The organism is Haematospirillum sp. 15-248, assembly GCF_012102665.1.
Taxonomy (GTDB): Bacteria; Pseudomonadota; Alphaproteobacteria; order Rhodospirillales; family Rhodospirillaceae; genus Haematospirillum.
In genome coordinates, this window is sequence record NZ_JAAVTF010000011.1 from 73,123 (window position 1) to 88,411 (window position 15,289).

General features: G+C 55.1%; 14 protein-coding genes and 2 tRNA genes. 7 read left to right on the forward strand and 9 right to left on the reverse strand.

Annotated features, from left to right (window positions below):
- Nucleotides 1–81 precede the first annotated feature (81 nt).
- Nucleotides 82–1,374 carry an adenosylhomocysteinase gene (gene ahcY, locus HEQ72_RS09695; protein WP_168023226.1) on the forward strand — a complete coding sequence of 431 codons (1,293 nt, stop codon included), beginning with the start codon at nt 82–84 and terminating at the stop codon, nt 1,372–1,374.
- A gap of 73 nt (nt 1,375–1,447) precedes the next feature.
- Here ahcY and HEQ72_RS09700 read toward each other — a convergent pair whose 3' ends face one another.
- The 3 genes from HEQ72_RS09700 to HEQ72_RS09710 all read right to left on the reverse strand — a co-directional run bounded on the left by HEQ72_RS09700 (nt 1,448) and on the right by HEQ72_RS09710 (nt 5,077).
- Complete coding sequence (locus tag HEQ72_RS09700; protein WP_168023227.1) at nt 1,448–2,200, reverse strand: substrate-binding periplasmic protein; 753 nt, start codon at nt 2,198–2,200, stop codon at nt 1,448–1,450.
- Nucleotides 2,201–2,276: 76 nt separating this feature from the next.
- Complete coding sequence (locus tag HEQ72_RS09705) at nt 2,277–3,029, reverse strand: substrate-binding periplasmic protein (protein WP_168023228.1); 753 nt, start codon at nt 3,027–3,029, stop codon at nt 2,277–2,279.
- A 62-nt stretch (nt 3,030–3,091) separates the two neighbouring features.
- Nucleotides 3,092–5,077 carry a protein-disulfide reductase DsbD family protein gene (locus tag HEQ72_RS09710; RefSeq protein WP_168023229.1) on the reverse strand — a complete coding sequence of 662 codons (1,986 nt, stop codon included), beginning with the start codon at nt 5,075–5,077 and terminating at the stop codon, nt 3,092–3,094.
- A gap of 166 nt (nt 5,078–5,243) precedes the next feature.
- On the opposite strand from HEQ72_RS09710, the gene HEQ72_RS09715 reads away from it, so the two are divergent.
- From HEQ72_RS09715 to HEQ72_RS09730, 4 genes are all read left to right on the forward strand, one after another.
- A complete protein-coding gene (locus HEQ72_RS09715) occupies nt 5,244–5,819 on the forward strand; it encodes a YqgE/AlgH family protein (protein ID WP_066133249.1) in 576 nt (191 codons plus the stop codon).
- A gap of 125 nt (nt 5,820–5,944) precedes the next feature.
- Nucleotides 5,945–6,021: transfer RNA gene (locus HEQ72_RS09720), tRNA-Arg, on the forward strand.
- A 157-nt stretch (nt 6,022–6,178) separates the two neighbouring features.
- Nucleotides 6,179–6,403, forward strand: a complete 225-nt coding sequence (locus HEQ72_RS09725) for a DUF6538 domain-containing protein (protein WP_168021288.1) — start codon at nt 6,179–6,181, stop codon at nt 6,401–6,403.
- Between the two features lie 83 nt (nt 6,404–6,486).
- The gene (locus HEQ72_RS09730; RefSeq protein ID WP_168023230.1) at nt 6,487–7,302 is read left to right on the forward strand and encodes a substrate-binding periplasmic protein; all 816 of its coding nucleotides are present in this window, start codon (nt 6,487–6,489) and stop codon (nt 7,300–7,302) included.
- Between the two features lie 58 nt (nt 7,303–7,360).
- On the opposite strand, the gene HEQ72_RS09735 is transcribed toward HEQ72_RS09730, so the two are convergent.
- The 6 genes from HEQ72_RS09735 to aroA form a co-directional block, all read right to left on the reverse strand.
- A complete protein-coding gene (locus HEQ72_RS09735) occupies nt 7,361–9,091 on the reverse strand; it encodes a monovalent cation:proton antiporter-2 (CPA2) family protein (protein WP_168023231.1) in 1,731 nt (576 codons plus the stop codon).
- Nucleotides 9,092–9,202: 111 nt separating this feature from the next.
- Nucleotides 9,203–9,538, reverse strand: a complete 336-nt coding sequence (locus HEQ72_RS09740) for a lipopolysaccharide assembly protein LapA domain-containing protein (RefSeq protein WP_168021293.1) — start codon at nt 9,536–9,538, stop codon at nt 9,203–9,205.
- Entirely contained in the window at nt 9,538–9,822 is a 285-nt protein-coding gene (gene ihfB / locus HEQ72_RS09745; RefSeq protein WP_168021294.1) for an integration host factor subunit beta, read from the reverse strand. Before ihfB ends, HEQ72_RS09740 begins: the two co-directional genes overlap by 1 nt.
- 315 nt (nt 9,823–10,137) lie before the next feature.
- Nucleotides 10,138–11,835, reverse strand: coding sequence for a 30S ribosomal protein S1 (rpsA, locus tag HEQ72_RS09750; protein WP_168023232.1), 1,698 nt, complete (start codon nt 11,833–11,835; stop codon nt 10,138–10,140).
- 77 nt (nt 11,836–11,912) lie between these two features.
- Nucleotides 11,913–12,602, reverse strand: coding sequence for a (d)CMP kinase (gene cmk / locus HEQ72_RS09755; protein WP_168021297.1), 690 nt, complete (start codon nt 12,600–12,602; stop codon nt 11,913–11,915).
- Between the two features lie 6 nt (nt 12,603–12,608).
- Nucleotides 12,609–13,961 carry a 3-phosphoshikimate 1-carboxyvinyltransferase gene (gene aroA / locus HEQ72_RS09760; RefSeq protein WP_168021298.1) on the reverse strand — a complete coding sequence of 451 codons (1,353 nt, stop codon included), beginning with the start codon at nt 13,959–13,961 and terminating at the stop codon, nt 12,609–12,611.
- A 189-nt stretch (nt 13,962–14,150) separates the two neighbouring features.
- Between aroA and HEQ72_RS09765 the strand changes: the two genes are divergently transcribed.
- Both HEQ72_RS09765 and HEQ72_RS09770 read left to right on the forward strand, forming a co-directional pair.
- Entirely contained in the window at nt 14,151–14,489 is a 339-nt protein-coding gene (locus HEQ72_RS09765; protein ID WP_168021299.1) for a TIGR02300 family protein, read from the forward strand.
- Nucleotides 14,490–14,680: 191 nt separating this feature from the next.
- A tRNA-Ala gene (locus HEQ72_RS09770) sits at nt 14,681–14,756 on the forward strand.
- The last annotated feature ends 533 nt before the right edge of the window (nt 14,757–15,289 follow it).

The following is a 15,289-nucleotide window of genomic DNA, read 5'->3' on the forward strand; positions in this document are numbered from 1 at the left end:
GTGTCTGGTACAGACAGATCCGGCCTTTGGCGCTGCCGTGTGTCCGGGCCTGTGAATCAATCTGGAATGCGGAGCATCGCCATGAGTTTTACCGATTGCAAGGTCAAGGATATTGGGTTGGCTGACTGGGGTCGCAAGGAAATTGTGATCGCTGAAACCGAAATGCCGGGCCTCATGGCCCTGCGTGAGGAATACGGTGCCGAAAAGCCCCTGAAGGGCGCGCGGATTGCCGGTTGCCTTCACATGACCATCCAGACAGCCGTTCTGATCGAGACACTGGTTGCGCTGGGCGCCCAGGTGCGTTGGTCATCCTGCAATATTTTCTCCACACAGGATCAGGCCGCAGCTGCGATCGCCGCGGCAAAGATTCCCGTCTTTGCTTGGAAAGGAATGAGCGAGGAAGAGTTCTGGTGGTGCATTGAACAGACGATCCATGGACCCGATGGCTGGCGTCCGAACATGATCCTTGATGATGGTGGCGACCTGACCCAGTTGATGCACGACAAGTATCCTGCATTGCTGGACGATGTTCGCGGTATCTCGGAAGAAACCACGACAGGTGTGTTGCGTCTCTATGACATGGCCCGCCAAGGCAAGCTGCGTGTCCCGGCGATCAACGTCAACGACAGTGTCACCAAGTCAAAGTTTGACAACAAGTACGGCTGCCGTGAGTCCCTGGTTGATGGTATCCGCCGTGCGACAGACGTTATGCTGGCCGGGAAAGTGGCGGTTGTTGCCGGCTTTGGTGACGTGGGCAAGGGTTCTGCGGAATCGCTCAGGGCTTCGGGATGCCGTGTCATCGTGACGGAAATTGATCCTATCTGCGCCTTGCAGGCTGCGATGGAAGGCTATGAAGTCACGACGATGGAAGAAGCTGCTCCGCGTGGGGATATTTTTGTCAGCACGACCGGGAATGTGGACATTATTACGGTTGACCATATGCGTGCCATGCACGACCGAGCCATTGTTTGCAACATCGGCCATTTTGACAATGAAATCCAAGTTATTGGACTGCGTAATTTCAAGTGGCACAATGTCAAGCCTCAGGTTGACGAGATCGAGTTCCCCGACGGGAAGCGCATCATCCTGTTGGCTGAAGGGCGCTTGGTCAATCTGGGTTGTGCAACCGGTCATCCCAGCTTTGTGATGTCTGCTTCCTTTACCAACCAGGTATTGGCCCAAATTGAACTCTGGAAGAACTACGCCAGCTATCAGAAGGACGTCTATGTCCTGCCTAAGGTTCTGGATGAGAAGGTTGCCGCTCTGCATCTGGAAAAGCTGGGCGTGAAGCTGACGAAGCTGACCAAGGCCCAGGCCGACTACATTGGTGTCAGCGTCGAGGGGCCTTTCAAGTCCGACGCATACCGTTACTGACCGGACTTCTGACTGGGTTCAGGCATACAGAAGACCCCTCTGTTATAGAGGGGTCTTTCTTTTATCCTGTCTCTTATTTCAGATGTTCCCGACGGTACGTCTCGACAATCTTGTCGTACTCTCCGCTGGCCCGTATTTTTGCCAGACCTTCATTAAAAGTTTCATGAAGTTTCGGTGCATCCTTGATCGCACGGCTGACCAGAAAGTAACTGCGATCTTCCTGTTGCTTGTGTGTGGAAGGCGAGAAGCCATCGGTGGTGCCAAAGGTCCTTTTCAGCTCGTGGGCCACCACAATCTCGTCATCAACGATCAGGTCGGTGCGGCTGCTTTCCAGCATGCGCATGCAGCTTTCCAGAGATGCAGGGCGCTGCAGCTCCATGGAATACTCGCGGATGATTTCTGTAAAGGGCTCAACAGTCCAGCCAAGGGGTACACACAGGCGCATGCTGTTCCACTCACCCTTCAGGGCTTCAATGTGCTGTGAGCGGGCGAAGAATACGCGCTTGTAGATGTGCAGAGGCTCGGAGAAGAGAAAATCTTTCTCGCGCTCGGAATCCTTGAAGTAGGGAAAGGTTGCCGGGAATTCACCACTTTTTGCCTGTTCGTATCCGCGCTTCCAAGGCATCCACAGCATTTTTGGTTCGGGCATGTCCATAGCCTTGAAAACTGCGCGCACCAGAATTGTGGACAGTCCGCCTTGGGGCAGGTTTTCACCGGAATAGGGGGCATAGTCTCCGGTTACCAGCGACAGCGGATCTTGTGCTGCAGACGGCCCGGCATGTATGCAGAACAGAAGAATAGCGAGCAGGGCAGGGAAGCGTTTCATCCTGTTTCTCCGTCTGTAGGGCCATAAGCTGCATCTGGATTGATACAGCGGCTCAATGCCATCAAGCTTGGGAAGATCAAGGGCTTTTTAGTGTATATTCCTTGGTAATACGGGCGTATTCTCCACTCTCGCGGATTGATTTCAGCCCCATGTTGAAAGACTCAACCAGCTTGTCGGCATCCGGCCACGCGCGGCTTATCATCAGATACGTTCTGTTTTCCCGGCGGTGATGGGGTGAGGCTGTAAAACCCTCTGTACTGCCAAAGGCTTGTTTGATTTCGTAAATGCCGACAATTGTTGCACATGGCACCAGGTCAACCCTCTTTCCCTGCAGCATCTTCATGCAGTGTTCCATACTGGCGGGTTGTTGCAGGGTCAGGGAGAATGTGTCCATAACCTCGCGGAAGGTTTCTACAATCCACCCTTGAGGAATGCAGATCTTCATGCTGGCCCAGGATCCGTTGACGGCATCGATGTCCAGAGAGCGGGTAAAGAACGAGACTTGATCTATGTGGAGCGGGTCTGTGAACAGGAAGTGCTGTTCACGTTCTTCGTCCTTGGCATAGGGGAACGTTGCCGCAATCTCACCGCCTTTGCTGCGTTCATAGCCGCGCTTCCAGGACTCCCACAGAATTTCTGGTTCAGCCATATTGGCAGCCTTGAAGGCAGCCATGACCAGCTGAGTTGATATGCCACCCCCGGGAAGTGTCTGGCCGGAGTAGGGCGGGTAGTCGCCTGTAACAACCGGCAATCCCTCTGCCATGGCGTATGGAGCGGGAAGGATGGCATACGCAAGCAGCAAGGCCCTCAGTGCCCTGAACAGCGTCATTCCGGGTCTCCCGCCGTTTCTGCTTATGGACAGCGGATTATAACACAGGAGCAGATTTCGCTTCAGGGAACAGTCCTGTTGTTTTCCGTAATGATATGTTTGTCAGGATATTGGGCTTGTTTCAGTGCCTCCTGTACGGCCCGGGCGGTCAGTAGTTCCGGCAGGATGATGCCATCCGGTCGTCCCGGGCCGTAAACTGCGTTAAAGGGAATGCCATATCGCCCGCGGCTGGCCATATACTGCGATATGGACGGATTCTGGCTGGTCCAGTCTGCTTGCATGGCCATAATGCCGGGTTGTGACAGAAGTGTGGAAACTGGTTCCTGCGACAGGACAACGGCCTTGTTCACTTGGCAGGTTATGCACCACCGTGCCGTAACATCGACAAAAACGGTTTGACCATTGGCAACGTGAGCGTCGATCATCTGTGTGTCGAACGCAACCCATCCTTCCTCTGGCTTGTCGGGTCCACGGTATTGGGCAATGATGACCGTGAGTAACCAGAAGGCAGTTGCCAAAAGTGCAAGCCCCATAATCTGACGCAAGCGGATCATCCAGTGTCCGGGCCGAGGCAGGCATTGCCCAAGTTGGGGAGTAATGGCCACCAGAAACCAGGGAAGGGCCATGCCAAATCCCATAACCGCGAATATCAACATGATATCCCATGGGCCTTGTGCTAGGGCAAATCCAACAGCGGTACCCAGAAATGGTGCCGAGCACGGAGTTGCCAGAAGGGTTGCAAAAACACTGTTGGCGAGGGATGGGAGCCATTGCGATGAGGATGGAAGCGATCTTTCCGTTGCCCGCGACAACCAGTTTGGCAGGCGAATATCAAACAAGCCCCAGAGATTCAGGGCAAAAACGGTCAGGATAATGACCAGAATTCCCAGGAACAGGGGATTCTGGAACTGAATGCCCCATCCAAGGGCCGCCCCACCTGCTTTCAGGGCTGCCAGTATGATTCCAATTCCCACAAAGGTCAGGACGACGCCGATACCGGATCCGGTGAATCCCATACGTATCTCGCGTTGGTTCCGTCCAGCATGATGGGCCAGATGCAGGATTTTTAATGACAGGATTGGCAAGACGCAGGGCATCAGGTTCAGGATCAGCCCGCCAATGAAAGCCAGTCCCAGCATGGCTACCAATCCCGGCTGGGAGAGTGTAGGTGACGGTGACGCGTGATCAGGTATCAGTTTGGTTTCTGTCCCCCTGTTTCCATCGACGAGGGTCAGTGTGAGGTGCTGGTCAAGAGCGGGACGTGTTCCCAGCTGCGTCTCCAGATAGATCCGTTTCCTGTCGCTGCTTGTTGTAACCGTTGGTCTGCGTGTGCCGACGAATTCAGGGTTGTCCCGTATGTCGTATTCAGCGAAGAGGTCTATGGCATCCGAGAAAGGCGTGTCTGATTCGGCTTCTATGCTCAGACGTGGCAGGCCGTCCTCTCCGGTTTTGTACGCAGCGGACAGAATACGAAGACCGTGATGGGAACCAGGAGCTTGCTTCTTGTATGCATTGATCTGTTTGGCATCTGCCGATATGGATCCTTCTCCATTCGGCAGCGTAAGGGCCAAGCTGACGGCTCCGGGTATGCAAATGTCCGAGCACACCAGATAGTCGACCCGTAGGTTGGCGTGGAGCGGTTTGGCCGGGTCCACGATCTGTGCCTCTATGGGCAGGGTGATATCACCTTCGTACCCAATGGTTTCAAGACCGGCCCAGGAAAATCGTGACGGAACGGGCCAGATGATTCTGGCATCAGCCAGATTCTCCGAATTGTCCCATGACAGGGTTGGGGGAAATCCAGCGTCACCAGGATTGCGCCAATAGATTTTCCAGCTTTTTTCCAGCTCAAAGCGAAGCCCGAGCAGAAGGGCGCTTTGTCCTTTTGTTGCTGTCTGTCCGGCCAGAAGACTGATGCGGGCCTCCGGGGTTGTGACAAAGAAGGCGGTGCTTTCCCCCTGTGCCCGCAACGGAGATATGGAGCAGGCTGTTATGAAAAGAAAAAACAGTAAATGACGCATCAGTGCCCCTTCTGGTGGCTTGGGCATGACTTTGGCCACCCGCTGTTGAAAGTAAGCCAGCCAGCCATAAACCAGCCTTTCCCGATTTCCCTGTCTAGGTATCGGCCCTGCTTCGTGAGACAATCGACCAAATGCCCCGCTTTGCACATTACATGGCTTGCACTGGCGCCCGTTAGCGAATAGATGGAGAGTCATGGGAAAAGCACAGCTCACATCAGGTTATATCGCCGGGAAATGTCTGGTCGCCATGCCAGCCATCAATGACCCGAATTTTGCCCGTACCGTCATATACGTTTGTGCCCATTCTGCGGAAGGTGCCATGGGGTTGGTTATAAACCGTCCTATCGCCCAAGTATCCTTTCCCGACATTCTGGAACAATTGGGTATTGAAAGTACACCCCATTGCAAGGATATCCGGGTTCATTTTGGTGGACCTGTTGAATCCGCACGCGGTTTTGTCCTGCATACGGCGGAATACAGCCAGCCAGCGACCTTGACCGTTGATTCAGACATTGCCCTGACGGCGACGACAGATGTTTTGCAGGCCATTGCGGCCGGAGAGGGGCCGCGTGCCAGCCTGATGGTGCTGGGTTACGCAGGTTGGAGCCCCGGTCAGCTGGACAGCGAGCTGAAAGAGAATGCCTGGCTGACTGTTGACGCTGATGAGGCCCTTCTTTTTGGCCAAGAAACAGAACAGAAGTGGGAGCGGGCCATCCGTAAACTGGGTTTTGAGCCGGCCATGTTGAGCGACACAGCCGGGCATGCCTGATCCGGCTTATGGGTTTATGCTGTGTTTTGCTGCTTTCCTGTGGTCGATTGTCGTTGCTTTAACCGGAGAACATGCAGTATTGTCCGCTTCCCCGCTGTGTAAGCGGCATGGTGGGACATTATAAAGCACTCGTAGCTCAGCTGGATAGAGTACTGCCCTCCGAAGGCAGGGGTCACAGGTTCGAATCCTGTCGAGTGCGCCATAAAAATCCCCGCGACTGAAACATGTCGCGGGGATTTTTGCTTTAAAAACAATGCATTAACGGGACCCCTTCTGCCCCCTCCGGGTTTGGGATACGTTAAACAGCGCGTTTTTGGATACATTTTTGGATACATTTTTGGATACATTGGGATCGCAACGTGACCAGTCGCTATATCGTACAACAAGGGCGTACACTCTATTTCCGGCGACGGGCACCCATCGATCTGGCACCTCAGCTGGGTCGTTTTGTGAAGATTGCGCTCGGCACAGACAGCTTCGATGTGGCACGGCGGCTTGTCGGTCACATCAATACTGCCGTCGATCAATCTATCGGGTTTCTTAACATCAGAAATACAACCTATAAGAGCTTCCTGTTTTCATGATATAGCTGGTGGGCCCTGTAGACAGTTTTCATTGGGATACCAAATGTCTCTTGGCTTCATTATTCGTGTCACAGGAGGTAACGGTGGTCACTGCAATCCATAAAAAGTTTGGTATAAGATTATGCTTGCGTGCAGCGTCCTTGGCGGCTTTCTGTATTCTTGTTGGCGGCATTTGGTCATCAGTTTACGCTGCCCAGAAAGTGACCTTGTACGGTGATAATGACTACGCACCCTATTCTTTTGATCGTGGTGGTAATCCCGGCGGTCTGTATGTTGATGTTTTACAGGAAGTGGCCCGTCGTATTGCTGGGGATTACGATGTTTCCATAGTGATGGTCCCATGGAAGCGTGGCCTGAAGGGTATGGAGACAGGAGAGATTTTTGCTCTTTTCCCCCCTTATCTCCGCAAGGTAGAGCGCCCCTATATCAGCGTGTATTCCGAGCCTTTGTACGAGGAGGTCGTTGCAGTCTTCTGTACACCCGAGGCTGCAACCCGTGTGGTCGGGCAGTCATTCCCTGAAGGGTACGCCGGCATGCTTTTCGGTAACAACTTGGGCTTCACAGTTGCTGGCGAGGCCTTCCAGAAGATGCGTGATGCCGGCGCAATCCGCGTAGAGGACGCCAATGGGACAGAAGTGAATATCAAGAAGCTCCTCGGAGCTCGTGTGGATTGCTATGTCAATGACCGGCTCTCGGTCCAGAGTGCTGTCAAGGCTGCAGGGGGCTCAGGATCCGAAGTTGTCGAGACAGCCGTTGTTAACGCAGAGAAGGCTTATGTTGGGTATTCAGCGCGGGCTATTGCCATGACGCCTTGGGCCAATGATTTCATAGAGAAACTGAATGGCGCGATCAGGGCAATGAGAGCAGATGGAAGCTTGCAGCGCCTGATGACCCGGTGAGTTTTTCCGGTCCATCACGGGAGGAGTATGGCCCATACCTGGACTGCATTATCTCTGTTCATAGGTTCTTTGCCGAATGTCTCTCTTCCAAGGTTCTTTGTAGAACAGCGTAATTATCAGACCGGAATTGCTCCAGAATTCTTTCGACGTGTTCACCTGTTAAGCCCAGATTTGTCAGGGAAGCTCTTCCTAATTGCAGGCTTGCCTCCAGCGTTTCAGGTACAGCACACGTTGCCCCGGCTTGGGTCAGATCACAGGATTGTTCGTGATCCCGCGCCCGGCAGTGGATCGACAGCCTTGGATACATATGGTGGATAGAAGCCAGGGCACGTGCTGTGGAGAGGGGGTCATCCATCGTTAGAATGACCAGGGCAGCCTTGCCGGCATGGGCAGCACGCATGACCTCGGGGCGGCTTGCATCGCCAAAGAAGACAGGGTAGCCCTTGCTGCGCCCCTGAATTACTGCATCAAGATTATGATCAAAGGCTATGTAGGTCTGTCCGGCTGCATCCAGAAGCGAAGCAACGATGCGGCCAACCCGGCCAAATCCGGCAAGGATGATGTGCCCACTGCCTTCTTCTGACGGGATGGTTACGGGGGTATGATAATGGGACTTGCTTGTGGTTTGCTCCATCATACGTGCCAGACGATGCCCGGCCGCCGCCAACGCGGGCGTTGTTGCCATGGAAAGAGAAACCACAAGGATCAGAAGGTCTGTCAGGCCGCTCGCAATCGCTCCCTGATTTTGTGCAAATCCCAGCAGAACGAAGGCAAACTCCCCTCCTTGTGACAGGAGGAGTCCAACCCGTACGGCATTACTCCAGGAAAGTCCAGCAAGGCGTGCCAACGGAACCAAGATTACGGTTTTAATCGTGAGAAGTCCGAGTACCAGCCCGGCAATCTGCATCCAGCTTTGTGCCAGAAGACCAAAATCTATGGCCATGCCGACGCCCATGAAGAAAAGTCCCAGCAGAAGCCCCCTGAACGGCGTGATATCTGCCTCGATCTGATGGCGGAACTCTGAATCGGCCAGAAGAAGGCCGGCGAGAAACGCACCCATAGCCATAGACATGCCGGCGTGCTCTGTAAGCCACCCAATACCAAGGACAATCAGAAGAATTGTAGCGGTGAAGACCTCGGCACTGTGGGAGCGCGCAACAATATGCAGGAACGGACGCAACAGGAACCGCCCGGCCAAGGTTACCCCGGCTAGAATGGCTGCCCCTTGCACGATTGCCAAACCCAGCGATGCTGTAAGGGCTACATTCTGGATAGACAAGATAGGAACCAGGGCAAACAGAACAGGCACCATAAGGTCCTGCAGCAAAAGGATAGCAAAACCACTTCGGCCATAAGCTGTTGCGAGTTCCCCCCGTTCGGACAGCGTTTGCAGCCCCATGGCCGTTGAGGAAAGTGCCAGCCCCAGACCGGCGATCACAGACATGGCGGCGGGTGTTCCCAATGCCCAGGCGCAACTGCCCAGAATGGCGGCGGTTAGCGTGACTTGTGCCCCACCCAGCCCGAAGACCTGCCGCCGCATCAGCCACAGGCGGCTTAACTTCATCTCTATGCCAACGATAAACAAAAGAAAGGCCACGCCAAACTCAGCCGGTCTCTGGATATCCTGCACGGATGAAATAAGCCTCAGCCCCCATGGTCCGATAATGGCCCCGGCGGTAAGGTAGCCAAGGACGCTTCCCAAGCGCATGCGTCTGGCCAAGGGCACGCAAATAGCGGCCGCAGCAAGCAGTGCAAGAAGTTCTGTCAGCTGGTTTGTATCCGCAGTCATGGATCAGTGATAAGGCACCCGTTCTTGTATCGGCTAGAGCCGCCTGTCTATTGTGCCTGTATAAGGAGAGCAAGGGCAACGGGTTATGCCATGCAAAGACACGTCTTGCCTTCAGTTGCCGGGAAGTGCCGCCTGGTCATTCTTCTTGCCGGCTTCGTTGTCGAGATTTCCGCCGACTACAGAGCGAATCTGCCCCTCCAGGAACCGGGCGCGACGTCGTTCTGCCCGTGCTGCCTTGCGGGCAGGTGCTGCGGCAATCCAACCCAGCGCAAGACCAATCAGCAATCCTGTTGCCAAGGGGGCAAGGGCAAGCAGATAGAGGGGGAGTTCGATGACCCACGGCAGAGGCCATAGGCCAACCTGAACGGGTTCATGGTTGGCGGCCGCAAACAGAACCATGGCTACGGCCAAGGGAATGCCAGAAAGCCAAGAAAGAAACCGCAGCATCAGGATTTTGTGTTCAGAAGCTCACGCAGCTGTTTGCCGGTTTTGAAGTACGGAACAGCCTTCTCCGAAACCTCAACAGATGCTCCGGTACGTGGATTGCGCCCCAGACGGGCATCGCGCTTCTTGATTGAAAATGCACCGAACCCGCGCAGCTCGACCCTGTCTCCATTCGCCAAGGCTGACGAAATTTCGTCGAAAATTGTCGAGACGATGCGTTCAATATCTCTCTGGTAAAGATGCGGGTTTCTTTCGGCAAGCCGCGCGATCAATTCTGATTTGGTCATGTAACGTTCCCCTCTTTCAGGTCTGTCAAGGTACCCCGAACCCGACACGGGACAACAGCGTTTCGGCAGAATTATCGCACGGTGGCAATACGCACCGTCAGGAAATTCATGAACGGCAGCATCCTGCCAAAGGACTGCTGGAACGTCAAGTATAACCATATATGAATAAACACCTTTTAGTAGTTCTGTGATTCTTTTCGTCTATCAGGACAAAACAACATGAAAAGCCCTCCCGTACGCATGGTACCGGGAGGGCTTTTTTCTTGCCCGGTTCGCCCCGTTTATTCCGGAGGCGAACCGGGGGGATCACAAGGTTCAGTCAGCCTTGCTTTTTTCTTCCTTGGCCTGCTTCAGGGCAGCGCCAAGGATGTCACCCAACAGGGCGCCGGAATCCGTGGATCCGTATTCCGCCATGGCCTGCTTTTCTTCCTCAAGTTCGCGTGCCTTGATCGACAGGCTGATCTTGCGGGTCTTGCTGTCAATGGCAGTGATCTTGGCGTCGATCTTTTCACCGACGGCAAAGCGTTCTGTACGCTGCTCGTTGCGTTCACGCGACAGGTCGGACTTGCGAATGAAGGAAACTGCTCCGTCTACTTCCACCTCAATCCCGTTGTCCTGAACGGCGGTGATTACGGCGGTAACGGTCTGTCCCTTGCGCAGGCCAGAGGCAGCAGAGGCAAACGGGTCTTCACCCAGCTGCTTGATACCCAGCGAAATACGCTCCTTCTCGATGTCAACATCCAGAACCTTGGCCTTGACCATGTCGCCACGGTTATAGGCCTTGACGGCTTCTTCCCCGGACTCAGACCATGACAGGTCGGAGAGGTGGACCATCCCGTCAATTTCGCCGGGCAGGCCAACAAACAGACCGAATTCGGTGATGTTCTTGACTTCACCTTCAACTTCCGTGCCGGCCGGATGCTGGGATGCGAAGCTTTCCCACGGGTTGCCGGCGCATTGCTTAAGGCCCAGGGAGATACGACGCTTTTCGCCGTCGACGTCCAGGATCATGACTTCCACTTCCTGAGAGGTGGAAACGATCTTGCCCGGATGAATGTTCTTCTTGGTCCAGCTCATTTCCGAGACGTGGACAAGGCCTTCAACGCCAGCTTCCAGTTCGACAAAGGCGCCGTAGTCGGTGATGTTCGTCACGCGACCGATGAAGCGTGTTCCAACCGGGTACTTGGCGGCAACGCCTTCCCATGGATCAGCTTCCAGCTGCTTCATGCCAAGCGAAATACGCTGGGTTTCCGCATTGAAGCGAATGACCTGAACCTTGACGGTCTGACCGATGTTCAGGGCTTCGGATGGATGGGTCACGCGCTTCCAGGAAATATCGGTGACGTGCAGCAGGCCATCGACGCCGCCCAAATCAACGAAGGCACCATAGTCGGTGATGTTTTTGACAACACCGTCCAGAATCATGCTTTCCTTCAGGCCGGACATCAGCTTCGCACGCTCTTCGGCACGGCTTTCTTCCAGAACAGCGCGGCGGGAGACAACGATGTTGCCACGGGCGCGGTCCATTTTCAGGATCTGGAAGGTTTGCGGCTGCCCCATCAGCGGGCCAATGTCGCGCACCGGGCGAATATCAACCTGCGATCCCGGAAGGAAGGCTACAGCTCCGGACAGATCAACCGTGAAGCCACCCTTGACGCGTCCGAAGATGATCCCTTCCACGCGCTGGCTGGCGGTGAAGGTCTTCTCCAGATCGTTCCAGGCCTCTTCGCGGCGTGCCTTGTCGCGGGACAGGACAATCAGTCCGTCGCGGTCTTCGTAGCGCTCCACAAACACATCGATCTGGTCGCCGGCTTTCAGCTCGACTTCTTCTCCGGCGCGGGAGAATTCTTTCAGGGCAATGCGTCCTTCGGACTTCAGGCCGACATCAACAAGGGCAAAGTCGCCGTCGACGCGCAGGACCGTTCCACGCAGGACTGTTCCTTCAATGCCGCGTTCAGCGGACAGGGATTCATCAAGAAGAGCCTCAAAGCTCTCAAAAGTGGCATCAACCATAGGTAAACATCTTCCTTTCATACATTATATTTCCGGCCACGGGTTGAATCCCGAGGTCTTCCGCAACTCGCGGCCTATTACCCACAGGCAGCGTTGTGCCTGTCTACAACAAGACCCTTTTGCCGGACATAGTCCAAGGCAGCCAAGAAGGCCGCCTCAGCGTCCATGTCGGTGGTATCAAGCACCAAGGCATCCGCAGGGCGGGCCAAGGGTGCGACAGAGCGTTCTGTGTCGCGCCGGTCCCGTTCCCTGATATCGGCAAGGATTTCGGACTCTATACCCTCTATTCCCCGGTTCTGCAACTCCAGCAGCCGACGACGGGCACGTTCTTCTACGCTTGCGGTTATAAACAATTTGACCATAGCGTCCGGGCAGACAACTGTGCCGATATCGCGCCCATCCAGAACAGCCCCGGGTCGGTTCTCCGGTGGATTGGTAGCAAATGTACGCTGTAGGTCCAGCAGGGCATGGCGTACGTCGGGAATGGCGGCAACCTGGCTGGCGGCTTGCCCTGTTGCTTCGCTCCGCAGCTCGCTGTGTCCGGACAGGCGGCTGATTTCGGCTGGTGTCAGGGACCGTGCGGCGTCGCAGGCCGTTTTTGTATCGTCTGTACGGGCCCCGCTGCGCAGTACTTTCATGCCGACAATCCGGTACAGGATGCCTGTATCCAGATAAGCATAGCCAAGGGCAGAAGCCAGGCGGCGGGCCAATGTTCCTTTTCCGGCGGCAGCCGGGCCGTCAACGGTGACAACGACGGGATGTGTCATGGTTTCCTACTCTTCCGGGGCCAGGGTGATGCGGGCACCCAGGCTGTTCATAAGGTTCGCAAAATCAGGGAAGCTGGTGTCAATGGCGCGAGCATCATCAACAGAAACCGGCGTTCTTGTAGCCATTCCGAGGACCAGAAAGCTCATTCCTATGCGATGATCAAGCTGTACAGCAATCATCTTCCCGCCCTCTGGTTGCTTTCCTGTGCCTTGGATAATTAAATCATCGCCTTCTGTGCGGGCATTCACGCCACAGGACAGAAGACCGTCAGTCATCAGGGCCAGACGGTCGCTTTCCTTGACCCGCAGCTCCCCAAGGCCATTCATGCGTGTTTCACCGCTGGCAAAGGCCGCAACAACCGACAGGATCGGGTATTCGTCGATCATGCTGGGGGCCCGTTCTGCCGGTACATTGATGCCTTTCAGGGGGCTGTGACGGACGACAAGGTCGGCGACGGGCTCCCCGTTTTCATCGCGTACGTTCTCAAAATGGATGTCAGCTCCCATCTCCTGCAGGGTCTTGTAAAGACCGATTCGCGAGGGGTTGATACACACATTGGTCAAGGCTAGGTGACTACCGGGTACAATCAAGGCTGCTGCGATCGGGAATGCGGCAGAGGAGGGATCTGCCGGCACGCGGACGGTCTGCCCGGTCAGTTCGGGGTGTCCGGTCAGGGTGATGATGCGCCCTGCGCCGTTTTCCTCTACCTGGATGTCAGCGCCAAAGGCTTTCAACATGCGTTCAGTGTGATCCCGCGAGGGCGAGGGTTCTACAACGCGGGTTTGGCCGGGTGTATTGAGCCCGGCAAGCAGGATGGCACTCTTTACCTGTGCTGATGCAACAGGCAGTGTGTAGTCAAGGGGGAGGGGGCGTTTCGTCCCGGTTATGGTAACAGGAAGTCGTCCCCGTGTGCGGCTGAGAAAGCGGGCCCCTGTTTTTTCCAGCGGGTCTGTAACCCGTGCCATGGGGCGGCTGCGCAGGGATGCATCGCCGGTCAAGACTGCGGTGAAGGAATGGCTGGACAGGAGCCCCATCAGCAGTCGCGCTCCTGTTCCCGCGTTGCCCATGTCCAGAACATCATCGGGTTCGGCCAGTCCGCCAACACCCCGTCCGGAGAGAATCCACCGGCCGTCGGATTCCTTGCGGACGGTTGCCCCCAGCTTTTGCATGGCTTCGGCCGTCCGCAAGACGTCCTCTCCCTCCAGAAGTCCTTCAATAATGGTTTCACCAACGGATATAGCGCCGAGCATCAGTGCCCTGTGCGATATGGATTTATCGCCGGGAACCCTGATCGTGCCGGACAAGGGGGATGCTGCTTGTGACCGTAGGGTAACAGGACGCGCGGGTGCCGAACTCATTTGTAAACTCCGCTTATCGGTGCGCTGTGTCAGTGGGCGCAGGCCATCCGATAGCACAGAGAGGCGCTTGGTGGTAGAGATCATGCGGTGGTTTGTATCCCGATCTGTTTTTTGCTTTTGACAGGGGCCACGTTCGATGGCAAATGCGGCATTGACCGTATGACGTTCACAAGATCTGGAGGTTTTCTGGTGGCCAAGCCGGAATGGGGCAGCAAGCATACCTGCACAACGTGCAGCGCCCGTTTTTATGATATGTGTAAAGATCCTGTTGTGTGTCCAAAGTGTGGAGCCATCCACGAAAAGGATGCCGCGCCTAAAATCAAGCGTGGTGGCAAGGGAACCCGCGGAGATGCTCCTCGCAAGGTTGTTGCTGCCGTGGCTGCTGTGGGTGAAGACGACCTGGATGAACCGCTGCTGGACGATGAGGATGATGATGCCCTGATTGAAGATGCTTCGGATCTGGGTGAAGACGACGATGACATGGCCGAGGTGATGGACCATCTGGAGGCCGGCGACAGCGACGAATGATGTTATTAGGCTCCTTGTTGCGGGCCAAGTAGCACTCTGTGAAAACACCGGAATCTGCCCTCAGGTTTCCGGTGTTTTTCGTGTCGGCGGCGAAAAATGGGAACGCATGATTTTTCTCTTGCGAACCGTGCGTCAAGCCCTTATAAGTCCGCCCACACCGTGAGGACTGTCCCATAATTCCTCAGAAAAGCGGGGCTGTAGCTCAGTTGGGAGAGCGCTACAATGGCATTGTAGAGGTCAGCGGTTCGATCCCGCTCAGCTCCACCATACTTCAAAATATGTATCAGATTGGTGGTATTGGTGGTGTGCGCTTTGTCGTGTGCGCCGACAGTAGGGCTGATCTGCGTGTGCTGAGGGTCCGGCAGGGTAGGCAGTCTAGGCAGATAGTTCCTATCTCTCCTGCGCTTTGTCCTTTGGTAAGGATAGGGCCAAGTCTCTCGCTGCACCGCAGCGTAAGAAGTCAGGTGCTGGTGACAAAAATGGTATTCGGAGGCAGCGATGCATTTGGTCTCACGGCCATGCTGGGATCGGACGGAAAAATGTGACCTCGACAACTGGTATCAGCAAGGTTATTTCTCGATTTTTCACTCAGAAAAGCTCTACCAAGTATTTCTGATGGTTCCTTTTTTTTCGCATTATCTGTTTATCTACTTGGGTGGTGTGAGTTCTGCTCAGAAACCGTTTGAAAATGCTTGGAGCGACGCGGGATGTCGTGATTCAAGCTCGGAATGTGGACCCGAGAAACCCGCGCTCGCGTAGCGCATATCGAGCGGAAGCTGAAACGCTATCCGACCGATCCA